19 protein-coding genes are annotated in these 23,647 nt (G+C 40.4%); 7 read left to right on the top strand and 12 right to left on the bottom strand.

Annotated elements, in window-relative coordinates; translation table 11 throughout:
- Positions 1 to 11: 11 nt before the first annotated feature.
- The 3 genes from JEY82_RS06385 to JEY82_RS06375 all read right to left on the bottom strand — a co-directional run bounded on the left by JEY82_RS06385 (position 12) and on the right by JEY82_RS06375 (position 4,524).
- Complete coding sequence (locus JEY82_RS06385) at positions 12 to 1,025, bottom strand: BMP family ABC transporter substrate-binding protein (protein WP_304083930.1); 1,014 nt, start codon at positions 1,023 to 1,025, stop codon at positions 12 to 14.
- A gap of 55 nt (positions 1,026 to 1,080) precedes the next feature.
- The gene (hydF, locus tag JEY82_RS06380; protein ID WP_304083928.1) at positions 1,081 to 2,589 is read right to left on the bottom strand and encodes a [FeFe] hydrogenase H-cluster maturation GTPase HydF; all 1,509 of its coding nucleotides are present in this window, start codon (positions 2,587 to 2,589) and stop codon (positions 1,081 to 1,083) included.
- A 234-nt stretch (positions 2,590 to 2,823) separates the two neighbouring features.
- Positions 2,824 to 4,524, bottom strand: a complete 1,701-nt coding sequence (locus tag JEY82_RS06375) for a glutamine--tRNA ligase/YqeY domain fusion protein (protein WP_304083925.1) — start codon at positions 4,522 to 4,524, stop codon at positions 2,824 to 2,826.
- 495 nt (positions 4,525 to 5,019) lie between these two features.
- Here JEY82_RS06375 and JEY82_RS06370 point away from each other — a divergent pair, with 495 nt between their 5' ends.
- On the top strand, positions 5,020 to 5,478 hold the full coding sequence (locus JEY82_RS06370; RefSeq protein WP_092162599.1) for a chemotaxis protein CheX: 459 nt from the start codon (positions 5,020 to 5,022) through the stop codon (positions 5,476 to 5,478).
- A 60-nt stretch (positions 5,479 to 5,538) separates the two neighbouring features.
- Here JEY82_RS06370 and JEY82_RS06365 read toward each other — a convergent pair whose 3' ends face one another.
- The 3 genes from JEY82_RS06365 to JEY82_RS06355 all read right to left on the bottom strand — a co-directional run bounded on the left by JEY82_RS06365 (position 5,539) and on the right by JEY82_RS06355 (position 8,323).
- Positions 5,539 to 7,131 carry a diguanylate cyclase gene (locus tag JEY82_RS06365; RefSeq protein WP_304083921.1) on the bottom strand — a complete coding sequence of 531 codons (1,593 nt, stop codon included), beginning with the start codon at positions 7,129 to 7,131 and terminating at the stop codon, positions 5,539 to 5,541.
- A complete protein-coding gene (locus JEY82_RS06360) occupies positions 7,109 to 7,879 on the bottom strand; it encodes a hypothetical protein (protein ID WP_304083918.1) in 771 nt (256 codons plus the stop codon). Before JEY82_RS06360 ends, JEY82_RS06365 begins: the two co-directional genes overlap by 23 nt.
- A 126-nt stretch (positions 7,880 to 8,005) precedes the next feature.
- Positions 8,006 to 8,323, bottom strand: coding sequence for a helix-turn-helix domain-containing protein (locus JEY82_RS06355; protein ID WP_304083916.1), 318 nt, complete (start codon positions 8,321 to 8,323; stop codon positions 8,006 to 8,008).
- Positions 8,324 to 8,555: 232 nt separating this feature from the next.
- Between JEY82_RS06355 and JEY82_RS06350 the strand changes: the two genes are divergently transcribed.
- From JEY82_RS06350 to groL, 3 genes are all read left to right on the top strand, one after another.
- Positions 8,556 to 9,203 (top strand): S24 family peptidase, encoded by a 648-nt coding sequence (locus JEY82_RS06350; protein WP_304083913.1) that lies wholly within the window; start codon positions 8,556 to 8,558, stop codon positions 9,201 to 9,203.
- 190 nt (positions 9,204 to 9,393) lie between these two features.
- Complete coding sequence (groES, locus tag JEY82_RS06345) at positions 9,394 to 9,684, top strand: co-chaperone GroES (protein ID WP_092162603.1); 291 nt, start codon at positions 9,394 to 9,396, stop codon at positions 9,682 to 9,684.
- A gap of 43 nt (positions 9,685 to 9,727) precedes the next feature.
- A complete protein-coding gene (gene groL, locus JEY82_RS06340; protein ID WP_304083908.1) occupies positions 9,728 to 11,404 on the top strand; it encodes a chaperonin GroEL in 1,677 nt (558 codons plus the stop codon).
- A gap of 101 nt (positions 11,405 to 11,505) precedes the next feature.
- Here the strand turns inward: groL and JEY82_RS06335 are convergent, their stop codons facing one another.
- Positions 11,506 to 12,498 carry a M48 family metallopeptidase gene (locus JEY82_RS06335; RefSeq protein ID WP_304083907.1) on the bottom strand — a complete coding sequence of 331 codons (993 nt, stop codon included), beginning with the start codon at positions 12,496 to 12,498 and terminating at the stop codon, positions 11,506 to 11,508.
- 303 nt (positions 12,499 to 12,801) lie between these two features.
- Between JEY82_RS06335 and JEY82_RS06330 the strand changes: the two genes are divergently transcribed.
- The 3 genes from JEY82_RS06330 to JEY82_RS06320 are packed head-to-tail and all read left to right on the top strand — an operon-like array spanning position 12,802 to position 15,357.
- Complete coding sequence (locus tag JEY82_RS06330) at positions 12,802 to 14,040, top strand: M48 family metallopeptidase (protein WP_304083905.1); 1,239 nt, start codon at positions 12,802 to 12,804, stop codon at positions 14,038 to 14,040.
- Between the two features lie 36 nt (positions 14,041 to 14,076).
- Positions 14,077 to 14,730: an L-fuculose-phosphate aldolase gene (locus JEY82_RS06325; RefSeq protein ID WP_304083903.1), complete on the top strand. Its 654-nt coding sequence runs from the start codon at positions 14,077 to 14,079 to the stop codon at positions 14,728 to 14,730.
- A 15-nt stretch (positions 14,731 to 14,745) separates the two neighbouring features.
- The gene (locus JEY82_RS06320) at positions 14,746 to 15,357 is read left to right on the top strand and encodes a MarC family protein (protein WP_304083901.1); all 612 of its coding nucleotides are present in this window, start codon (positions 14,746 to 14,748) and stop codon (positions 15,355 to 15,357) included.
- A 15-nt stretch (positions 15,358 to 15,372) separates the two neighbouring features.
- On the opposite strand, the gene JEY82_RS06315 is transcribed toward JEY82_RS06320, so the two are convergent.
- From JEY82_RS06315 to JEY82_RS06295, 5 genes are all read right to left on the bottom strand, one after another.
- Entirely contained in the window at positions 15,373 to 17,322 is a 1,950-nt protein-coding gene (locus JEY82_RS06315) for a response regulator (RefSeq protein WP_304083898.1), read from the bottom strand.
- 320 nt (positions 17,323 to 17,642) lie between these two features.
- Positions 17,643 to 18,188, bottom strand: a complete 546-nt coding sequence (locus tag JEY82_RS06310; protein ID WP_304083897.1) for a chemotaxis protein CheW — start codon at positions 18,186 to 18,188, stop codon at positions 17,643 to 17,645.
- A gap of 86 nt (positions 18,189 to 18,274) precedes the next feature.
- Positions 18,275 to 20,323 (bottom strand): methyl-accepting chemotaxis protein, encoded by a 2,049-nt coding sequence (locus tag JEY82_RS06305; protein WP_304083894.1) that lies wholly within the window; start codon positions 20,321 to 20,323, stop codon positions 18,275 to 18,277.
- A gap of 476 nt (positions 20,324 to 20,799) precedes the next feature.
- Positions 20,800 to 21,345 carry a chemotaxis protein CheW gene (locus tag JEY82_RS06300; RefSeq protein ID WP_304083897.1) on the bottom strand — a complete coding sequence of 182 codons (546 nt, stop codon included), beginning with the start codon at positions 21,343 to 21,345 and terminating at the stop codon, positions 20,800 to 20,802.
- An 86-nt stretch (positions 21,346 to 21,431) separates the two neighbouring features.
- Complete coding sequence (locus tag JEY82_RS06295; RefSeq protein ID WP_304083894.1) at positions 21,432 to 23,480, bottom strand: methyl-accepting chemotaxis protein; 2,049 nt, start codon at positions 23,478 to 23,480, stop codon at positions 21,432 to 21,434.
- Positions 23,481 to 23,647: the final 167 nt, after the last annotated feature.

Genomic DNA, 23,647 nt, shown 5'->3' with positions numbered 1-23,647 from the left:
ATGCCGCCAACTTATATTCCCGAGCAGTCAAAAAAGATCTTTTCAGATATTAACTGCTGTTCCATGATTTTAAGCTTATCTCTAATCTTTTTTGAGATCAGATGCCTACTGAACTTCATATCTGTAAGAGCTACGCCGCCGTTTAACAGATCATATTCTTTCACACCTGAAGTAAATTTTCCCTTCAAAACAGATACAACTTCTTGATAAACAGCTACATCAAGAAGCTTCATCATACTTGTAAGAACATTACCTTTCGCCATGTAATCTTGATTGGAATCAACACCAACCACATAGTTTCCAGATTCCTGTGCAGCATAAATAATTCCGTTACCCGAAAGCCCGGCTACCGAATAAATAATGTCCACACCTGAAGCGTACATAGCTTTAGCTAATTCATTTCCGTGATGGGGGTCTTCAAAACCAGTTACCGAAAGACCTTTTCTAACAAATTTGACATCCACATCAACTTTTTCACCGGCAAGCTTCACGCCCTTCTTAAAGCCACACAAAAATTCCAATATGACAGGGCTCTCGTTACCACCTATAAAACCAATTTTTCCAGTTTTGCTTTGCCACCCACAAAGGGCGCCAACCAGACACGACCCCATTCTCTGTCCAAAATGAAGAGAAGAAACATTGGGATAACCGGTAACAGCCACCCCATTCAAAATAAAAGTGACATCCGAGTGAGTCTTCACTGTTGCAACAATAAGATCACGATGAGTTGAAGCATTAATAACGATTATTTTTATTTCTTTATCAAGTAATGAATTAAGCCCCTTTGCAAAGGATTGCGCAGTAAACCCTCCGCAGCGAACTTGAACTTTAACGTCATAATCACTTTGCAAACGTCTTAAACCGACAACAGTCATACAGTTATAAGAATCATCGTCCAAGGCTGACCCGTCCGCAATAAAACCAATTACAGTTGAATCGGCAAAACAAGTCTCTGAAAGGGGGCTGAAAAAGACTATCGCCCCAAATACAACAAAGAAAAAACAAATTTTTATAGCCCAATTCATTATATCACAGCCTTTAATAATTCTATTTATCTAGGAATGTTGCAACAACAGACCACTATTTAGAGCTATCTTCATCAGGCTCAAGCATCCCTCCCAGATCAGGTCCCAACACTCTTCCAGGCCACTTATAAAAACAATACCCATGCTTTTCAACAAATTTACGAATCTTCTGCTGTCCACCACGTGCAAAGGGAAGAGATGAAAATCCAATATGCTTTTTGGTTACATCAATATCACCGAAAAGATACATTAAATTAAAAGGGACAGCTTTTTCAGGATAAATCTCAGCAGGAACCACCAAATGCATTGCCCGTGAATTGCTTCCTCTGAAAACATTAATTTTCCCGCTTATGACATCCTTCTCTTCAGCTTCATCTTTAAAGAAAGGCTCAACCAATCTTTTCAACGTGCCGTCAACCTTCGCAGCAGCCAGCCCGTAATTAGTGATAGGCACCTGCTGTCTTTCACAATCACGTATACGCCTAAGCATATCAACCCGTTCTGTCATACAGGCACCACAATGAACAACCAACTGATAACGGGAAAGATCAAGCGGAAGACCGCACCCTGTTTTTAATTCAAAAGTTACTTTCTTACCGGAATATCCTGCAATACGATCAGGAATCATCTCTTTGCTAAAATCTTCAGCCTTTGGATGATGCGGACAGGCTTCAACGATTAAAATCCTGTCACCGTCTTTAAGCTGGTCAATAGCATTTGCGCCCTGAACAAGTTGCTCAAGGTTCCCCTTATGGCGGGCAAATAAAATAGGGAAAGTGGTTAAAAGAACATCCGCAGGAATAATATCCATAACTTTTTTCACTGCTTGCGAATCAGCAATAACCAATGCAGGTCGTCTTTTCTGTCCGGAAATAGTTTGAAAAAGCTCTCCTTCCTTAACAAGAACAGCAATTCCCCCGACATCAAGTATTTCCCGCAAGACCTGCGATTTTGGCAGTCCGAGCCTTCCCTTAGGCGAAACCGGGTCATCTGAAATAGCACAAATCACGTAATCGCCCTTGCCTATCAGGTCACGGGCAAGAACCGGGTCCAATAAATTTTCTTCAGGAGCCAAAGCCATTATCGACTTTTTAAGCCGCTCAATCCCCCGCCCGTCTACTGTTGACGTGGCAACGAACCTGATCCCTCTTGATCCGCAAAACTCCATATCAGCAAGGCTAGGCCGCCTTATGTCAGCCTTATTAAAAACCATGACACAAGGAATTCTTCTTTCAAGCAAAAGGGTCGTAAGTTCCCGCTCTTCATCAGCAATGCCGGATTCATCCGTAACGACTACGGCGACATCTACACTATATAAAGCCTTTTTAATCAATATTGTTTTGTCATCGCCAGGAACATGAGCATCGGTATCATAAATCGTTACCGGTCCTAACGGAGAAATCTCAGTTCTGGTCAGAGGATACATTTCATCCTCTTGAGCAACGGGGAGAACTTCATCCCCTTCAACCCCCGAAAGGGCCCGGATAATTGAAGACTTGCCTGCATTACTCCGTCCGGCAATTGCAATAGCAAGTCTGGAACCGTTATCAATTTCAGGACTCATCCTCCGACCTCCATTTCATGAAAAAAAACATTTATCACCTTTTTAAATAATAAATTTATCAACTCATTTAATATGTACTGAATAACATTTTTAAAAAAATGTTTCACCCTTCAAACAGCAGTAAAAAAATATTTTATAAACAAAATAAGCGTTCTCTAAAAACAAAACTGCCCGGAAATCAAAAAAGATTTCCGGGCAGAACGAATTACATTAATCGCCTGAGTGCAATTATATTTATTTGCCGCCCTGCTTTTTTTCTATTTTTTTCCAAGTATCTCTAAGAGTAGAGGTCCTGTTAAAAACAGGCTTTTCAGGAGTGGAGTCTTTATCTACACAAAAATAACCAACCCTTTCGAACTGACATCTGAATCCAGGCTCAACCTCGCCCAAAATTGGTTCAACATAACATTTAGGCAAAACTTTAAGAGAATCCGGATTAATATGATCTTTGAAATCAGATCCATCTTTATTATCCATCGGATTTTCTTTGGTAAACAGATGTTCATATAAACGCACTTCAACTTCTTTTGCATGAGCTACAGAAACCCAATGCAAAGTTCCTTTTACTTTTCTGCCGTCTTTGGACCAGCCGCCCCGAGTGTCAGGATCATAAGTACAACGCAGTTCAACAACTTCGCCGTTTTCATCCTTTATAACATCAGTGCACTTTACATAGTAGGCATAGCGGAGACGAACTTCACGCCCCGGAGCAAGCCTGAAAAACTTTTTCGGAGCATCTTCCATGAAATCATCACGTTCAATATAAAGAACTTTAGAGAAAGGAACCATACGTGTTCCGGCTTCCGGATCTTCAGGATTATTCTGAAATTCAAACTCTTCGGTTTTATCTTCAGGATAGTTTTCAATAACCACTTTAAGAGGATTGATAACTCCCATATAACGCGAAGAATGAGCATTAAGATCTTCACGGACAGAAAACTCGAGAAGAGCAAAATCAACCATATTGGTTGCCTTCGCTACACCGATACGTTCGCAAAAATTACGAATAGCAACCGGAGAATATCCGCGCCTTCTCATACCGGAAATAGTAGACATTCTCGGATCATCCCAGCCGGAAACATATCCTTCTTCAACAAGCTGAATCAAACGGCGCTTACTCATTACAGTATAGCTGAGGTTCAGCCTTGCAAATTCAATCTGCTGAGGTCTGTATATGCCGAGATTCTCAAGGACCCAATCATATAAAGGACGATTATTTTCAAATTCCAGTGTACAGACAGAATGGGTAATCTTCTCAATTGAATCAGAAATACAATGCGTAAAATCATACATGGGATAGATGCACCATTTATCACCGGTGCGATGATGATCCACCTTTCTGATTCTGTATAAAGCAGGATCACGCATTATCATATTAGGTGAAGCCATGTCGATTTTTGCGCGAAGCAAATGTTCACCATTTGCAAATTCACCATTTTTCATCCGTTCAAAAAGATCCAGATTCTCATCGATCGACCGTGTACGGTATGGACTGTCCTTGCCCGGTTCAGTCAGAGTTCCGCGATATTCACGGGTTTCTTCCGCACTGAGACTGTCTACATATGCCTTGCCGTCTTTAATCAGCTGCACTGCAAAGTCATACAACTGCTCAAAATAATCTGACGAATAATAAAGCCGATCTTCCCAATCAAACCCCAGCCAGCGGACATCTTCCTGAATTGACTCTACATACTCGACTTCTTCTTTTGCCGGGTTAGTGTCGTCGAACCGGAGATTGCATGTTCCGCCAAAATCCTTGGCCAGTCCGAAATTCAGGCAGATAGATTTAGCATGCCCGATATGAAGATATCCATTCGGCTCAGGTGGAAAACGAGTCGCAACTCTTCCGTCATACTTTCCAGTTTCATTATCCTTCTCAATAATAGCTGCAATGAAGTTTTTCGGACCTGTGGACTCGGTAATATTATCTGACATCGATTTATATCCTTGAATGAACATTATTTATTTTTTACATATAAATTTTGAACCATGCGCAAAACGCTCAGTCCCATCATATTCTGAAATATTCAACTACTTAAATTTGAGCAGACGGTCAAACCTGCACCACATGAAAGAAACCATTAAAATTTCAGCATTAATTGACAAAATACTCATCAACGGCATAGAAAAAAGATTCACTTAAACTAAATTATAATTTAAATTCAAACCCCTTTGAACAGCAAAGAGTTACTCCGTTTACACAAAATAACCTCGTAAGAAGTTTATCCGCAAAAATATAATTATGGACATAGCTAAAATAAAGCATTCATTTTTTATTGCCAAAAGGATAAAAATACTTTTACTTCTTGAGTTATAATTATATTAAAACAAAAAGCAAACAATGCCTTCCGTTAATTGCGAGGCAATTTCATAGTAATTCAATATCACTATTTATTTTTTTAAATAAGAACTTTTTTAAGGAGTCTTGTAATGAACGTTGAGCTGGCAAAGCCCTTCATAAAAGCAACCATAGATATTCTCTCTATGATGGCTATGGTCACCCCAAAGGCCGGAAAACCCTTTGTTAAAAAAGGAAACATTGCTTCTGGAGACGTGACTGGAGTTGTTGGATTTACAGGGAATGTAAACGGAAGCATCTCTATCTCATTCGAAAAAAAATGTGCAGTTCAGATAGTAAAAAACATGCTTGGAGACGATATTCAAGATCTCATGCAGGATGTCAAAGACGCTGTGGGTGAAATAACCAACATGGTTTCAGGGCAGGCAAGAGCTGGTTTAACCGAACAAGGCTACAAACTTCAGGGTTCAACCCCAACCGTTATCATAGGTGACAATCATACTATCACACATGTAACATCCTCAGCTGTTATGGCTATCCCCTTCACAACCGATAACGGCAAATTCACAATTGAATTCTGCTTTGAATAGAAAAGTGAAAAAGCCCGGATTTCTTTTCGGGCTTTATAAAACATATCTGCCCTATTAAGATCATACCAATTCATCAGGAGCAAGCTGAACCTTCACCAGATTACGCCCGGCATCCTTTGCGGCATAAAGACCAAGGTCAGCCGCCTTTAGCAGATGCTCCAAGGTACATATTTGTTCATTCACAGTAGCGACACCAATACTCACTGTTATAGTAAGAGCTCCAGAACGTGTCTGCATTTTAGCTTGCTCAATCTCATTTCGGATTCTTTCAGCAACCAGAACAGCTCCGTCAATATCTGTATCCGGCAAAAGTATGGAGAATTCTTCTCCGCCAATTCTACCGAACACATCTACATTTCGCAAAACTTTAAGCCCAACGACAGACAATGCTTTCAAAACATCATCCCCGGCATCATGCCCATAGGTGTCATTAACTTTTTTAAAGAAATCAATATCCAGCATCAACAACGATAAACTTCTATTGTATCTTCGAGCTTTTTCAAGTTCTTCCTCAGATCTTTCCATAAAAAACCGACGATTGCTTAACCCTGTCAAAGGATCAGTTGTGGCAAGCTTGCGCAGAGCATCTTCGGCTTCTTTACGCTCCGTAACATCTCTGATTGTCCCGACGACCCACCAACTGTCATCTCTTCGCAAAGGTGATAATAAAACTTCCGCAGGAAAAACATTCCCATCTTTTCGCCGTACATTTACAGTAAAAGAACCATACGAAGAAAATAACCTGCTTTGACCTTCTTTTTCCTCATGAGAAACTTCTAAACCATCGACGTTGTCTTCAAGCCACACGCAAGCCCGCAAGTCTTTGCCCATCATTTCAGCAGATGAAAAACCGAAAATCTTTTCAGCAGCCGGATTCCAAAAATGAACAAGGCCTTTATCATCCATAAGTATAAGAGCATCCTGAACAGAATCACTTATACTCTGAAGCATATCTTCTCTATCCTGTAAATCCTGCAAAGCTTTTCTCTGAGCTGTTATATCAGAAGTCGCTCCCCGAAATCCGGTAACATTTCCAGCTTCATCCATAACAGGAACACCGTTAAACTCAAGCCACAACTTATGACCGTCACGATTAACAAATTTAGACACCAAAGAATTAAAATTTCTGCCTTCCTGAGCTGCATCAAGAAACTCTTTTCTAACTTCCCACGAAGAATCTTCGTCAACAAAATCAAACGGGGATCTGCCGACCAGCTCTTCAGCGCTATATCCCAAAATATTCTCTGCCCGTCCGGTTACAAAAATAAAACTTCCATCCGGTCCGGTTTCCCATATAAATTCGCCGGCAGCATCGGTAATATCCAGAAATCTTTTTTCACTTTCTTTCAGGGCATTGCTTATACTATCTTTTTCAATGGAAAAAAGAGTTCTGCGCCAAAACAGAAAGCCGCTCCAAAGAAATAAAATTATAATCAAAAAAACAGTAATTTTGTTCTGCGGAACAAATAAGTTTTCAGACGGAACATAAGTAATAATTTTCCAGTGTTCATTAAAACTTACATCTGAATCACGCAACGCTGGTGGTGCTCCCTCGTATACTGATTTATATGTATAAAGACCATTGGAACCAAAAAATTGCCCTGCTGAAGCTGACGAAATTATTTCCCATTCAGCAGGAAACTGATCTTTCAACAAAGCCCCCCTGCTTTCCAAAAACAAATCTCCAATTATAATCCTCACTTGGACCTATAATCCATTGCCCTGAGCTATTAATAAGGAAAATTTCCCCGAAAGACTCCGCTGCAGGTGCTTCAAGCATCCTGATCAAAAACCTCCCGGAATAGTTAATCGCAACAACCCCGAGTTCGGCACCATCCGGCCCAAATACTTTTTTCAGAAACCTTATAACAGGGATATGCGGAACCTCAATTTCCCCATGCTCTATATTAAGATCAAAACTTGAAATATATACGCCTTTTTCCAAATTCAAAGCGTCTTTAACATATTCACGATCGCTTTTATTCTGCAAAAAATCGCCATAAAGACGTTCCGCAACATTGTTTTTAATATTAACGCGGACTAACTCTCTCCCTTCCTTAGAAATATATCGTAACTGAAGACAAATATCCCTTTGCTCTCCAAAAGCAACGAACATATCAGCAACATCGTCAAGTTTTGCAGCCAAATCACCGCCTTGGTTCAAACGTCTTTCTAATAAATTGCAAATAATCTCGACGTCCTCAACTCCAGCTTCAAGCCAAAAACTAAACTCTTTGCAGCTATTCTTAACTAGATTTGTTTCATGTTCTTTAATATGATCAACATGCTGTTTTTTCTGGGTAAACATCACTCCAATTGCCACAGCTAAAATAATAACCGCAACAAGAATATATCTTTTAAAAAATAGTTTTAATGCGTTACGGCTATTTTTTGAATTCATAATAATCAGACTCTCTCAGCGGTTGGTACACCGGACAAACATATAGCTTCAAACACAGGTCCATACTGACTATCAATCGATTTGGAATAATTGGGCAAGTTAGATATATTCCACACTCATTTACTATTATATCATTTTCGAATCATCCTCAACACAAGCTGAAGGTATTCGCATTCTTTGCGCTGTTCTGACCGAAACACCAAATCGTTCGGCAACTTGAGACGGAGTTGCTCCCCGCTCAAAAGCCTGCTTTACCCGCTCGCGAACCCTGATTTTCTGTAATTCTTCAATATTAGGAACCGAAACCCTTGTTCCACCCCAGTAATATATTATTCTCTCAGCTCCTTCATGCCCTAAAACTCTTATAAGTCCTTCTACAGACATAACTCTCTTATCGTTTAAATCTGGAAAATCTAAACTATTCGAACCGAAACCTAATATCATAAGACCTCCCCAGGAATCACGAACATCAAAAAACAGTTTACAAAAGAGACTTCAACAACAGCAACAAGAGTGTAGATATTAACAACTTGATTTTTTAGCAAGCCATTTTGTAAATAATATTTACCAATTGGTAAATATTATTTACAAAAAAACAACAAATAAGCTTTAAGTAACAATTTAAAAGAGGACATTTTTAGAGAAATAACATACATAATACCAATAAGGAGAGAATATGAGTTTTTATTTTGATCTTGTTGAAGGGATGAAAAACATGATTGGTCATAACAAAAAATATGCAAACCCGACTCAGATGGCTAAAGCCTGTGGAGTCGCTCCTAATCAAATTATTCGCTACATCAATCAAGAAAGAGGAAAATATATACAAGTTCTTGCAAAAGTTCTGGATACAGTTGGCGCAAAAATAATATTCCCGGCAGATGGCACCAATAATGATATGGATAAATTTCACCATGTGCCTAAAGTTCTTGCGCGTCCAAGCGGGGGAGGCGGCAGTTTACAGACCGACGATACCGTGGAAGACACCTATGCTTTCAAACTTGACTGGTTAAACAAAAAAGGAAGGCCTGACTGCATGAAATTAATGGCAGTAACAGGTGAATCAATGGCCCCCCGAATAGAAGACGGTGACAATATATTAGTCGATGAATCTCAAAAAGACTTATACGAAGGACGTATTTACGTTGTTCGTATTGATCAGGAAATTGTTGTAAAAAGAATTGCTAAAGAACCGGGCAAAATACTTCTCATGTCAGATAATCCTGATGCTCAGCCCAAGAGGATTGAGATTGATTTAAAAGACCAGTCTCTCAGTTGGGAACCAATCGGAAGAGTCTTATATGTATCCAAAGATTTAAGATAAAAAAAAGAGACAGGATTTTCAAAAAAAAAACAGCTCTGCTGTTGACAGTTTTCAATAATGTCTTACTTAGATTCAATCCGTTTAGACCTTATTTTAATCAGATAACATTTTATCTTTGTCAAAACGGATTAAGGGCTTTCGCCCGAACTACAAACATAATGTAAAATAATATCTTATTGGAGGATGAAAAATGAAACTGAAGCCGCTAGGTGACCGTCTTTTGGTTAAACGCCTTGAAGTGGAAGAAAGAACCATTGGTGGAATCATTATCCCTGACTCTGCTAAAGAAAAACCTCTTAAAGGCGAAGTCGTCGCTGTCGGTCCCGGCAAACTTGACGATTCCGGTGCAAGAATAGCTATCGGTGTAAAAGAAGGCGAAATCGTTCTTTTCGCTAAATATGCCGGAACAGAAATTTCCATTGACGGTGTTGATCATCTCGTAATGCGTGAAGACGACATCCTCGCAGTAGTCGCAGCCTAGTAACTATAATTATACAATTCATTTTTCTAAGGAGATAAACACAATGGCTAAACAGATTCTTTTTGATGCCAAAGCACGCGAAAAACTTAAAATCGGCGTAGACAAACTTGCCAACGCAGTAAAAGTTACCCTCGGACCTAAAGGTCGTAATGTCGTAATCGACAAATCTTTCGGCTCCCCAGTTATTACAAAAGACGGTGTTTCCGTAGCTAAAGAAATCGAACTTAAAGATAAGTTCGAAAACATGGGCGCTCAGATGGTTAAAGAAGTTGCTTCCAAGACTTCTGACATCGCCGGTGACGGAACAACTACTGCGACTATTCTTGCTCAGGCTGTTTTCACCGAAGGTGTAAAACTCGTTGCAGCAGGTCGTAACCCAATGTCTATCAAGCGCGGAATCGACAAAGCTGTTGAAGCTATCATTGATCACCTCGAGACTCTTGCCAAACCTACACGCGATCAGAAAGAAATCGCACAGGTCGGTACTATCTCTGCAAACAATGACGTAACCATCGGTAACATCATTGCAGAAGCTATGAATAAAGTCGGAAAAGAAGGTGTTATCACCGTTGAAGAAGCTAAAGGTCTCGACACAACTCTCGACGTTGTTGAAGGCATGCAGTTTGACCGCGGTTTCCTTTCCCCTTACTTCGTAAGCAATGCTGAAAAGATGATCTGCGAAATGGATGAGCCTCTCATCCTCATCAGCGAAAAGAAAGTTTCCAACATGAAAGAACTTCTTCCAGTTCTCGAGCAGGTTGCTAAAATGAGCAAACCTCTCATCATCATCGCTGAAGACATCGAAGGCGAAGCTCTCGCAACTCTCGTTGTTAACAAATTGCGCGGAACACTGAACGTTGTTGCTGTTAAAGCTCCTGGTTTCGGCGAACGCCGTAAAGCAATGCTGAACGACATCGCTACCCTTACCGGTGGAGCTGTTGTTTCTGATGATCTCGGCCTCCAGCTTGAAGGCGTTACCCTTGAAGACCTCGGCTCCGCAAAACGTGTTGTTATCGACAAAGATAACACCATTATCGTTGACGGCGCTGGTAACGGCGACACTATCAAAGCTCGTGTAAGCCAGATTCGTTCAGAAATCGAAGGAACTACCTCTGATTATGATCGCGAAAAGCTTCAGGAACGTCTTGCCAAGATCGTTGGCGGAGTTGCAGTAATCAACGTTGGGGCTGCTACTGAAACTGAAATGAAAGAAAAGAAAGCTCGCGTAGAAGACGCTCTTAACGCAACTCGCGCAGCCGTTGAAGAGGGCATCGTCCCCGGCGGCGGAACAGCACTTATTCGCTGTCTCCCAGCTCTCGAAAACGTAACCGCTTCTGACGATGACGAAGTTGCAGGTGTCAACATCATCCGCCGCGCTATCGAAGAACCTCTTCGCCAGATCGCCGCGAATGCAGGCCTTGAAGGCTCCGTTGTTGTTGAAAAGGTTAAAGTATCCAAAGATGGAAACGGCTTCAACGCTGCAATCGGCGAATATGAAGACCTTATCAAAGCAGGCGTAATCGATCCTAAAAAGGTTACCCGTATTGCTCTCCAGAATGCAGCTTCCGTAGCTGGCCTTCTTCTTACTACTGAATGCGCAATCGCTGAAAAACCTGCGAAGACTGCTGACGCCGGAATGCCTGCTGGCATGGGCGGAATGGGTGGTATGGGCGGAATGGGCGGCATGGGCGGAATGGGTGGCATGGGCGGAATGTACTAAACATTTCCCCCGAACCATTCATCGGCTCAAAAACCGAAATAAAACCCCCGACAGGCAAAAGCATGTCGGGGGTTCTTTTTTGAAAACGTAGAAATTATAAATTAGAAATCAAGCTTAATAACTTTGGATGCATTAGGCTTTTTCGCCGGCGCTTTACGGGCAGACTTCTTGGAAGTTGAACTGCCTCCACCGAGATCAAGATTTATTGACCCTTTAGTCGCGGAAGTTGAAGATCCTGCACTTTTAGCTTTAGCAGACTTCATATCGCTGGAAGTTGCCCCGGGTTTGTACCCTCTTCCGAAAATTTTAGGTCCTAAACGATCAGAAATCTTCTTTCCTTCACGACTAAGCGGATTAATCTTTAAAGCTGCGGCAGCGGCGTCATAAGCTTCAGCATACATTCTCTTTGCGAGAAAAAGCTTCGACTGACGAACAAAAATACTTTCGTTCGCACCGAAGCGCCGGACTATATCTTTTATGACCGCAAGAGCCTTATCCTGTTCGGCAAGCATCTCCCAAGCGAGGAGCAATGAGATGTAGGGACGACTGTCGGTAGGATTTTGCGCTATAGCTCTCTCAAGATACTCAATACCATCTTGAGCAAATCCCGCTTTAACAAATCTCCCGCCAACATCCTGCAAAAGCCCACGTTCTTCCGGGAAGGCCTCTGTAATTTTGCGGAAATACTTTTTAGCTTCCTTGGCATCTTTACTTTCAAGACATTTCTGCCCGCTCAAGGTATACTTATCTATCTGATTTTTCTGCTTTCTAACTTTATCTACTGCAGCTTTTTCAATGGCATTTTTGATAGTGTCATGGATCTTACGAAGGACTGCCGATAATTTTTTTTCGTGCCCACGAGTATATTTTAATCCGCGTGGAAGAATACTTTTAAGCTCATCCATAGCCAGAAGCTGCCGAAATACTTCATCAACAAGGATTCCAATTTCAAATTTTTCGCGACCAAAAACCTGACTGTCAGCCAGTTCCTCAAGGGAAATACTCAACGCATAAAGACAACGCATATAGTCCTTACGCTGTCCATACGCTTTAGCGCGTGCAACATTTTCCTTGATACTTTTAGGTGAACTCATACAGCCTTTCTCCCTCAAAATTCTTTATAAAAACAATATAACACTATACTTAAATTATCCAGTAACACACGATAATAACTTTTCAATACAAACGAACTATTTTTGCAACCATTTTGAAACATTATAATTGTTTCTTCTCTGTCAGATCTTGTCAAGTACCTCAACTCACGAAAGCTATAACGCCCTTATTTTTAATTAAAAAAAACTACACGCACAATATCTATTTAGCAGATTGACGCCCCACTGCCTACAAGGTAGTTTTACGCCCTTGATATAAAATCTAAACCCTAAAAACAAAAAAAAATGAACATATACTTTTTTATCATAATATTCTCTCTGACTGCGGTCTGCCTTTTAGGCCTGATTTCCAGAAAACTGAACCGTAGCGCCCTTTCTCCAGAACTTCCGGAGGAATTTAAAGGCACATTCAACGCTGATAAATATCGTAAATCTCAAGACTATACTAAAGCGGGTATAGGTTTCGAAAACATATCCAGCACTTTTATGACTCTGGTAACTTTATTATTTATCATTTGCGGAGGATTTAACATCCTCGACATATGGGCAACCAGTTTCGGATATAATGAAATTATCACAGGCTTAATTTTTTTTGCAGGACTGGCAATCCTCAGCGATTTGATATCATTGCCATTTTCACTATACCAAACCTTTGTGATCGAAGAGAAATTCGGGTTCAACAAAACCAATTTAAAAACATTCTTCATGGATAAAATAAAAGGATACCTTCTCGGAGGAATTATCGGAGGAATTCTTTTAAGCGGAATCCTACTCTTTTTCAGCCTTGCCGGACAATTTGCATGGGCTTGGTGCTGGCTGTTCATTGTCGTTGTAACTCTTGCAATTCAATATATAGCCCCCACATGGATTCTCCCTCTGTTCAACAAATTCACCCCTCTTGAAGAAGGTGAACTTAAAGATAAAATAGGGCAGTTTGCAAAGAATAACGGATTTGAAATTTCCGGCATTTTCATGATTGACGGTTCTAAGCGTTCCACAAAAGCCAACGCATACTTCACAGGATTCGGTAAAAAGAAACGCATTGCCCTTTTCGACACACTTATCAAAGAACTTTCAACAGATGAAATTGTTGCGGTACTTGCTCACGAAATAGGTCACAGCAAACTGGGCCATATCCGCAAAATGATCATCATGAGCATAATAAATACCGGTATAGTTTTTCTGCTTATGTCTTTTTTTCTCGGCAATAAGGATTTATTTGCGGCCTTCGGCATGCAGAATATTTCCATTCATGCCGGCTTGATATTCTTTGCACTTCTGTACACCCCTGTATCAGTGGTACTCTCTGTTTTCAGCAATGCAAAATCTCGTAAACATGAATTTGAAGCGGATAATTTCGCAGCGAAAACCACTAAGACTCCGTCTGCACTTATCGGAGCTTTGAAAAAATTATCTGCAAGCAATCTGTCAAATCTTACTCCGCATCCTTTTTATGTCTGGCTTGAATACAGCCATCCACCGGTTTTAAAACGAATTGAAAATTTAAAATCGCACAATGCATAATTAATTATTTCAAATAAAAAGATAAGGACAACTACAATGCTGCTCGAAGATGAAAGAAATTCCGTTGTAAAATATGGCCGCAAAATGATTGAAGCGGGATTAACGACTGGGACAGGCGGAAACCTAAGCGTTTTAAACCGTGAAAAAGGGTTAATAGCCATAAGCGCCAGTGGACTGAATTACCTTGAAACCACACCTGCCGATGTTGTTGTTATGGACCTTGACGGGAAAATACACGATTCAAACCGGACGCCTTCTAGCGAAGCCGGATTTCACACTGCGCTATACAAACATCGCACGGACATAAATGCAGTAGTCCATACACATTCAGTCTATGCTTCAACTGTAGCTTGCCTAAACATGGAACTACCTGCTGTTCATTATCTCGTAGGTTTTGCAGGTAACAAAGTTCCCCTTGCACCATATGCAACTTTCGGCTCTCCGGAACTAGCTGAAAACGTCATCAATACAATTAAAAATTACAACGCGGTTCTGCTTGCAAACCACGGCCTGATTACTGTAGGAGCCGCTATACAGAACGCATTTGATGCTGCCGAAGAGCTTGAGCTTGTCGCCAGAATTTATATTCAGGCCCTTTCCGTCGGCACTCCTGTAATCGTTCCCGAAAATGAAATGAATAAAGTAATCGAAAAATTTTCAACGTACGGTCAAGCCGGCGGAAAAAGATAAGAAAGGAACCTACCCATGCAGTACGAAACAATTCGCGCGATAATCGAAATCGCTTTTCCTCTCATTCTTATCATGGACCCGTTGGGTAATCTTCCAACGTGCCTGTCGATGCTGAAAGATTTTTCGCCTGCACGTCAGAGAAAAATACTTTTAAGAGAACTTCTATTTGCACTGGGTATCATCATCCTTTTCATGTACCTCGGATCAGGACTCATGAAGATGCTCAATATTCATCAGTCGACGCTGCGTATCGCAGGAGGGGTGATCCTCTTCATCATTTCCATGAAAATGGTCTTCCCGCAGCCTGACAACTTAAAAATTACACCTGAAAAAGACCCTTTCATTGTTCCCATAGCTGTTCCGCTCTTTGCCGGTCCGTCCCTTTTGGCAGCAGTTATGGTTTACGGCTCCAAAGAAAGCGCAACTCTGACTGTACTGGCGGGAGTAATGCTGGCGTGGGGAGTATCATTCGGTATTATGATGATCGGGCCGACTTTAGCCAGCTTTCTGGGTAAGCGCGGACTAAGGGCTTGTGAAAGGCTTATGGGACTGATTCTGATTCTTCTTTCAGTGCAAATGCTTGAAGACGGTATTGAATTTTATATCAGAAATGTACTCACGAAATAAAAAAAAATTTATTCTTCAATTTAAGTACTTAGAGACTATATCTTTAAGTACTTCCATCCGTATCGGCTTAGAAATAAATTCATTAATACCCAGCAAAGCCATTTGCTCGGTATTAATGTCAGCGCCGTAGGCACTAAGCACAACAATTGGTACCCGCTCTTTGCCAGACTCGTTATCACGAATAGTTTTTATTGCTTCAAAACCATCCATCTCCGGCATTTGGATATCCATCAGCACAAGATCGTAAGCCCTATCTTTTAAGCACGTTAAGACCTCAATTCCTGTAGAAGCAGTGCGCACAGTATAGCCCCATTTCTCAAGTTTTTTCCGCATCATAAACTGGCTGCTTATATCGTCTTCTGCCAGCAAAATGCTCTTCTTTATACTTGCAAAACTCTCTACTTCGTCTGCCGAACCGACAATAAAGCCGGTTTCTACTTTGAACCCGATTGTAAAATTGTTATCCAATTGAGAATAAATTTCTCCCTCAATTTTATTGACCGCATCCTTAAATCCATTCGACAATTGATTGTCGCTAAATTCAATACTTCCACTTAAACTGTCAGTAACAAAAAAAGAAAATATAGCTTTGTTTACAGCTATGTTCTGCATATCAATTCCTGCGACAAGCTTTGTTCCCTCCATAAGGGATAGCCCGTTACCAATCAAGCCGAAAAGAGCCTGTGACAGTTTTTGGCATTTTCCTAAAAATTTTTCTGGAATATTTTTATTAACAACAAGCTCAAGGCTCTTACCTTCAAGTTCAACGGCGGGAATATATATATCCAATATCTTTGAAAAAACAGTAGCAGGATTAAAATAATTATTTCCCGAAACAACAGATTCTTCACCTGAAAAATCGTGCAAAAAACCATTAAGTGCATCCTTAAATCTTTCTGCTGATTTCAAAGCCTTAAGAGCATAAGGCTTAGCACTTTGCGGCAAATCTTCATCATTAAGTGCCTTTAAACTTCCAATTATCCCAACGAAAGGAGTTCTCAATTCATGACACAGGTTGCTTAAACAAAAAGGAATGTCTGAGACACTCTCTACCTTGCTTTCAACCTTTCTGGCGTACCCGATAATAGCGGCTGGTTCTCCCTCTGAATTTCTAAATAAGGAGTGTTGAACAACAAGATTTAGACCATTTCCCTGACTATCATCTGCAGAGAGCATAAAAGAACTATCCTCTCCCGTTAATACAACATTTGAAATATCATCTAAAAGAGCTGCGGATAACTGAGGAGAAAGATAATTATAAACGTTACTGCCCACACAAAGATCAGGGTTATCCACCCCGGCATAATCGGCAAAGACACGGTTAACTTTCAAAAATTTACCTTCAAAGTCTTCAATAAAAACACTTTCAGAGGAATTATCCATCACTGCTGTCAAATACCTCTTTTCCAGCGCCAGTTCTTTCTCAATTTTCTTAATATCCGAAATATTTTTTACCACTCCGACAAAACTTGAGGGGGTCCCGTTCAAATCGAATAGAAGTTTAGCATCCTCGGCTATATGAATAATTTGCTCATCAGCACCGTAAAAACTGGACTCAAATCCTTGAACTTCACCACCAGATAAAAGCTGATCCATAAAAGCCTTACGCTTCTCGGAGTCTTCACAAAAAGGAACTATAATCCCCTGTTCTTTATTTTTAGATAAATTTTTAAAATGTTTAAATAAATTTTCAAAACAATCGTTTGTAAACAAACACTTACCATTAAGATCCGCCCGATATAATCCGACATCAGCATTACGCACTATCTCAGAATAGAAATCTTCATTTACTTTATTTCTATGGCCCCAGGCTCTGCCAATAAGAATTATTCCAAAAATTAAAACACTTATCGCTCCAATTGCGCAAATTAATGCAGCAACAGGATACACTGCATGCAGAATTCCTGCTATAAATGCTCCTAAGAGAGAAATTGCGAATAAGGTACTATAAAAGATACGTTGCATGGCAGAATTATCATTACTCTTGCATGTAATTATTTTTGAGACACTATTAATAAATTATAAATCAATTTAATCACTCAATATTAAAAAAGCACTCTATTTCACTACATGCTATATAGCAAGCATTTATCACATCTTAGAATAAATAATCAAACAATATATATACACTTAGCTATGTCTTATCAAGCAATACAATTCAATAAACATTCATCATTAGTTTATTAGAGAACAAAATTAAAGCCCACCCCCGAAAAAACGAGGGCGGGCCTTATACTGACCATTGTAAGGATAAAATACCGTATAATTAAATAGATGTGATTAATTTAAAGATTAAGAGTCATGCCTTGCTCCGGATTTACCTCGGGAACAGCTTCAGCGGAAGACTCCTGATGTGCACTCTTAAGCATAGCAAGCTCTTCCACGGATAAGATCTTATTAATATCAAGGATTATGACAAAATCATCATCCTGTTTACCCATTCCGCGAATAAAATCAGTCTTGATCGTCGTGCCCATTCTAGGAGGCTCTTCAATCATATCCTCCGTAAACTCAATAACTTCCCTGACTGAATCCGCAAGAGCGCCCATAACAGTGCTATCACCATCAAAAAGGACTTCAACAATGATGATACAAGTGTTTATTGTATCTTCAGTCTTGCTCATACCGAATTTAAGCCGCATATCGACGACAGGTACAGCATGTCCACGTAGATTAATAACTCCCCTCATAAACTTCGGAGTTCTTGGAATACGAGTTATAGGAGTCAATTCCAGAACTTCCCTGACACTCGAGATATCAAGGGCATAGATATCTTTATTCAAGGTAAAGGTCAGATACTGATTCATTGTGCTGTTCATTTCATCGCCCATCACTCACCTGCTTTGTTTTGATAATAATCAATCATATTTCAACTCAGCATATACCAATTAAAGAACAAGTCTTCATCCAGTATTTATTAGAATTTTTCAAAATCTGAATCTGAAAAATCTCCGCTCATATCAAGTGCGACTCCTGATGAATTATCTCTGGCCGGCTTTTCAGTCGCCACAGTCTTAAACTCAGGAACCTTACGTACAGGAGGACGATGGGAAGGCAATGCTCTCATTGGTGCTGAAGATTGCGAACCAACCCTGAAGAAGCTCATTACTTGCTGAAGCTGCTCTGCCTGACTCGATAATTCTTCTGAAGTGGAAGCCATTTCCTCGGAAGCAGAAGCATTTTGCTGAGTCACCTGATCAAGCTGCTGAACCGCCTTATTGATCTGCTCTGCCCCGGAAAGTTGCTCATTGCTTCCAGCCGCTATCTCCTGAACTAATTCTGATGTCCGCTTGATATCCGGAACCAGCTGGTTAAGCATTTCTCCGGCTTTTTCAGCAACATTCACGGTTGTTGAAGAAAGATCACCTATTTCTCCGGCGGCTTCTCCACTTCTTTCCGCCAGCTTCCTCACTTCTGCAGCAACTACCGCAAACCCTTTACCATGCTCACCTGCGCGAGCGGCTTCAATTGCAGCATTAAGAGCAAGCAAATTGGTTTGACGGGCAATTTCTTCAATAATAGATATTTTTTCCGCAATATTTTTCATTGCAACGACAGCCTGAGTGACTGCGGCCCCGCCATCTTCTGCCTGCTTTGCAGACTGCAACGCAATCCGCTCAGTCTCATGAGCATTTTCAGCGTTCTGCCTGATATTCGCGGTCATTTCTTCGATAGATGAAGAAACTTCTTCAACATTAGCAGCCTGTTCCGTTGATGCCTGTGAAAGACTTTCAGCGGTTGCAGACAATTCCTCACTTCCCGCGGCAACATTTTCAGTAGAACTGCCAACTTCAGTAACAACGGAAGAAAGTTTGCTCACCATATCATTCAAGGCGGTTGCAAGTATTCCGATTTCATCCTTCTGATCTATATCCAGAGTTCTTGTGAAATCTCCTTGAGCCATACGTTGTGCAAAAGTTACACCCATACCAATAGGTCCGGTAATCCCTCTTGTCAGAAGGATTGCAGTAATAACTCCGAGAACCAGAGCTATACAGGCTCCAACCACCAAAATCATATTTGAGAAATCCATTTGACTAAGCATCTTTGCTTTCTGATCAGCGCGGGCGTCACGGCATTCATTTTCAGCTTTACGTGCAGCGATAACCATCTGTTTCTCTGCCTGCACTTGATCATTCATTAAATTTGTATAACTTATAAAATTCTCTTCATAACCAGTAATTGCTTTTAAAATGGACTGAACCTGAGCAACATTGACTGGATTTGAAAATCTTCCAGACAGATCTTTCATAAGTTCAACAATGTTTGCCACATCATTTTTGACCATATCTAAATATTTACTGTCGGAAGAAATTATGTACTCTTTCTCATTCTTACGGGTTGTAATAAACCACTTGATAGATCTATTGGCATCATCAGCTTTTTGGAGCTTATCATCAATACCGGCTTGCCCTTTCTGATAAAGACCCCCAACCTGATCTATTTGGCCACTCTGCATTGCACTTGCAATGTGAGATCTGGTATCAGTCATGATTCCATCAAGCTGTTTTTTCTGATCAGATCTAATCTGCTCAAGTTCCTTAAGCGCTGAACGAGCTTCAGATCTCATCATCTCCATAGTTTTAGTTCGCTCGGTGACAAGTGAAACATAATCAGAAAAAGCTTTTTCATATTCAGTTACAGCTCCATTAACTGCAGCCATCTGATCATGATTTATTTTCTGATTAAACTTTTTATCTGTCGCTGCAATCAGAGCTTTAATGTCAGAAATATTATTCTGATGCTCTTTTAAAAATTTTTCATCACCGCGAAGCATAAAATTCTTTTCGTTAATTCTTACTTCAAGAAGAGATCTAACCATACGATTAACATCATCTGCTTTGTCGACCCGCTCTTGAACCCCTGTCATTCCATTGAATCCGACAAAAGCCATTATAGCGGTCAATAAAATCATCAACGCAAAGCTTAACCCAAGTTTTAGTCCCAATCTCATATTCTTAAACATACCTGACCCCTGCGCCATCTCAGCGCTAAATAATAGATAAAATAACTCTGCCTCTGTTTTCTTCTTTAACATACCTGCCATTTGTCTGAAACACTTTAATAGGTTGCTTATCAAACTTAATTATTCGAATTTGAAATTACCCTGAAGAATATCATAAAAAAAATCCTTTCGATACAATCGGAAGGATTTTTTTTAACAAAACCTGAATTCACAAGAATTTCAAAAATCAGTTTTCGTGTATGCCCAATTATTCTTTCAGCTCCCAACTTTCTATCACCACAAAGATGACAAAAAAACGCCGCCTTATTAATAACTTCAGTCGACATCATCGCTATCTACCATTTGCAAATCAATAAACATTCGTCATCAGTTTATTAGAGAACAAAATTAAAGCCCACCCCCGAAAAAACGAGGGCGGGCCTTATACTGACCATTGTAAGGATAAAATACCGTATAATTAAATAGATGTGATTAATTTAAAGATTAAGAGTCATGCCTTGCTCCGGATTTACCTCGGGAACAGCTTCAGCGGAAGACTCCTGATGTGCACTCTTAAGCATAGCAAGCTCTTCCACGGATAAGATCTTATTAATATCAAGGATTATGACAAAATCATCATCCTGTTTACCCATTCCGCGAATAAAATCAGTCTTGATCGTCGTGCCCATTCTAGGAGGCTCTTCAATCATATCCTCCGTAAACTCAATAACTTCCCTGACTGAATCCGCAAGAGCGCCCATAACAGTGCTATCACCATCAAAAAGGACTTCAACAATGATGATACAAGTGTTTATTGTATCTTCAGTCTTGCTCATACCGAATTTAAGCCGCATATCGACGACAGGTACAGCATGTCCACGTAGATTAATAACTCCCCTCATAAACTTCGGAGTTCTTGGAATACGAGTTATAGGAGTCAATTCCAGAACTTCCCTGACACTCGAGATATCAAGGGCATAGATATCTTTATTCAAGGTAAAGGTCAGATACTGATTCATTGTGCTGTTCATTTCATCGCCCATCACTCACCTGCTTTGTTTTGATAATAATCAATCATATTTCAACTCAGCATATACCAATTAAAGAACAAGTCTTCATCCAGTATTTATTAGAATTTTTCAAAATCTGAATCTGAAAAATCTCCGCTCATATCAAGTGCGACTCCTGATGAATTATCTCTGGCCGGCTTTTCAGTCGCCACAGTCTTAAACTCAGGAACCTTACGTACAGGAGGACGATGGGAAGGCAATGCTCTCATTGGTGCTGAAGATTGCGAACCAACCCTGAAGAAGCTCATTACTTGCTGAAGCTGCTCTGCCTGACTCGATAATTCTTCTGAAGTGGAAGCCATTTCCTCGGAAGCAGAAGCATTTTGCTGAGTCACCTGATCAAGCTGCTGAACCGCCTTATTGATCTGCTCTGCCCCGGAAAGTTGCTCATTGCTTCCAGCCGCTATCTCCTGAACTAATTCTGATGTCCGCTTGATATCCGGAACCAGCTGGTTAAGCATTTCTCCGGCTTTTTCAGCAACATTCACGGTTGTTGAAGAAAGATCACCTATTTCTCCGGCGGCTTCTCCACTTCTTTCCGCCAGCTTCCTCACTTCTGCAGCAACTACCGCAAACCCTTTACCATGCTCACCTGCGCGAGCGGCTTCAATTGCAGCATTAAGAGCAAGCAAATTGGTTTGACGGGCAATTTCTTCAATAATAGATATTTTTTCCGCAATATTTTTCATTGCAACGACAGCCTGAGTGACTGCGGCCCCGCCATCTTCTGCCTGCTTTGCAGACTGCAACGCAATCCGCTCAGTCTCATGAGCATTTTCAGCGTTCTGCCTGATATTCGCGGTCATTTCTTCGATAGATGAAGAAACTTCTTCAACATTAGCAGCCTGTTCCGTTGATGCCTGTGAAAGACTTTCAGCGGTTGCAGACAATTCCTCACTTCCCGCGGCAACATTTTCAGTAGAACTGCCAACTTCAGTAACAACGGAAGAAAGTTTGCTCACCATATCATTCAAGGCGGTTGCAAGTATTCCGATTTCATCCTTCTGATCTATATCCAGAGTTCTTGTGAAATCTCCTTGAGCCATACGTTGTGCAAAAGTTACACCCATACCAATAGGTCCGGTAATCCCTCTTGTCAGAAGGATTGCAGTAATAACTCCGAGAACCAGAGCTATACAGGCTCCAACCACCAAAATCATATTTGAGAAATCCATTTGACTAAGCATCTTTGCTTTCTGATCAGCGCGGGCGTCACGGCATTCATTTTCAGCTTTACGTGCAGCGATAACCATCTGTTTCTCTGCCTGCACTTGATCATTCATTAAATTTGTATAACTTATAAAATTCTCTTCATAACCAGTAATTGCTTTTAAAATGGACTGAACCTGAGCAACATTGACTGGATTTGAAAATCTTCCAGACAGATCTTTCATAAGTTCAACAATGTTTGCCACATCATTTTTGACCATATCTAAATATTTACTGTCGGAAGAAATTATGTACTCTTTCTCATTCTTACGGGTTGTAATAAACCACTTGATAGATCTATTGGCATCATCAGCTTTTTGGAGCTTATCATCAATACCGGCTTGCCCTTTCTGATAAAGACCCCCAACCTGATCTATTTGGCCACTCTGCATTGCACTTGCAATGTGAGATCTGGTATCAGTCATGATTCCATCAAGCTGTTTTTTCTGATCAGATCTAATCTGCTCAAGTTCCTTAAGCGCTGAACGAGCTTCAGATCTCATCATCTCCATAGTTTTAGTTCGCTCGGTGACAAGTGAAACATAATCAGAAAAAGCTTTTTCATATTCAGTTACAGCTCCATTAACTGCAGCCATCTGATCATGATTTATTTTCTGATTAAACTTTTTATCTGTCGCTGCAATCAGAGCTTTAATGTCAGAAATATTATTCTGATGCTCTTTTAAAAATTTTTCATCACCGCGAAGCATAAAATTCTTTTCGTTAATTCTTACTTCAAGAAGAGATCTAACCATACGATTAACATCATCTGCTTTGTCGACCCGCTCTTGAACCCCTGTCATTCCATTGAATCCGACAAAAGCCATTATAGCGGTCAATAAAATCATCAACGCAAAGCTTAACCCAAGTTTTAGTCCCAATCTCATATTCTTAAACATACCTGACCCCTGCGCCATCTCAGCGCTAAAATAATAGATAAAATAACTACGTCGCGTTTTTATTCTTTACCATACCTGCTATTTATCTGAAACAATTTAATAGTTTGCTTATCAAACTTAATTATTCAAATTTTTAATTTCCCTAAACCATATCGTAAAAAAACCTT

It is taken from the genome of Maridesulfovibrio ferrireducens (assembly GCF_016342405.1).
Taxonomy (GTDB): domain Bacteria; phylum Desulfobacterota; class Desulfovibrionia; order Desulfovibrionales; family Desulfovibrionaceae; genus Maridesulfovibrio; species Maridesulfovibrio ferrireducens_A.
The sequence above is the reverse complement of the archived record's forward strand: the minus strand, read 5'-3'. Positions and strand labels throughout refer to the sequence as shown.

Excerpts from the sequence above, each read along its gene's own strand:
- JEY82_RS06375 (WP_304083925.1), bottom strand. The coding sequence starts at position 4,524 with ATGTCAGATAATATTACCGAGTCCACAGGTCCGAAAAACTTCATTGCA.
- hydF (WP_304083928.1), bottom strand. The coding sequence starts at position 2,589 with ATGAGTCCTGAAATTGATAACGGTTCCAGACTTGCTATTGCAATTGCC.
- JEY82_RS06320 (WP_304083901.1), top strand. The coding sequence starts at position 14,746 with ATGCAGTACGAAACAATTCGCGCGATAATCGAAATCGCTTTTCCTCTC.
- JEY82_RS06355 (WP_304083916.1), bottom strand. The coding sequence starts at position 8,323 with ATGATATTAGGTTTCGGTTCGAATAGTTTAGATTTTCCAGATTTAAAC.
- JEY82_RS06310 (WP_304083897.1), bottom strand. The coding sequence starts at position 18,188 with ATGGGCGATGAAATGAACAGCACAATGAATCAGTATCTGACCTTTACC.
- JEY82_RS06325 (WP_304083903.1), top strand. The coding sequence starts at position 14,077 with ATGCTGCTCGAAGATGAAAGAAATTCCGTTGTAAAATATGGCCGCAAA.
- JEY82_RS06330 (WP_304083905.1), top strand. The coding sequence starts at position 12,802 with ATGAACATATACTTTTTTATCATAATATTCTCTCTGACTGCGGTCTGC.
- JEY82_RS06335 (WP_304083907.1), bottom strand. The coding sequence starts at position 12,498 with ATGAGTTCACCTAAAAGTATCAAGGAAAATGTTGCACGCGCTAAAGCG.
- JEY82_RS06295 (WP_304083894.1), bottom strand. The coding sequence starts at position 23,480 with ATGTTTAAGAATATGAGATTGGGACTAAAACTTGGGTTAAGCTTTGCG.
- JEY82_RS06370 (WP_092162599.1), top strand. The coding sequence starts at position 5,020 with ATGAACGTTGAGCTGGCAAAGCCCTTCATAAAAGCAACCATAGATATT.
- JEY82_RS06385 (WP_304083930.1), bottom strand. The coding sequence starts at position 1,025 with ATGAATTGGGCTATAAAAATTTGTTTTTTCTTTGTTGTATTTGGGGCG.
- JEY82_RS06305 (WP_304083894.1), bottom strand. The coding sequence starts at position 20,323 with ATGTTTAAGAATATGAGATTGGGACTAAAACTTGGGTTAAGCTTTGCG.
- JEY82_RS06315 (WP_304083898.1), bottom strand. The coding sequence starts at position 17,322 with ATGCAACGTATCTTTTATAGTACCTTATTCGCAATTTCTCTCTTAGGA.
- JEY82_RS06360 (WP_304083918.1), bottom strand. The coding sequence starts at position 7,879 with ATGAATTCAAAAAATAGCCGTAACGCATTAAAACTATTTTTTAAAAGA.
- JEY82_RS06350 (WP_304083913.1), top strand. The coding sequence starts at position 8,556 with ATGAGTTTTTATTTTGATCTTGTTGAAGGGATGAAAAACATGATTGGT.
- groES (WP_092162603.1), top strand. The coding sequence starts at position 9,394 with ATGAAACTGAAGCCGCTAGGTGACCGTCTTTTGGTTAAACGCCTTGAA.
- JEY82_RS06300 (WP_304083897.1), bottom strand. The coding sequence starts at position 21,345 with ATGGGCGATGAAATGAACAGCACAATGAATCAGTATCTGACCTTTACC.
- groL (WP_304083908.1), top strand. The coding sequence starts at position 9,728 with ATGGCTAAACAGATTCTTTTTGATGCCAAAGCACGCGAAAAACTTAAA.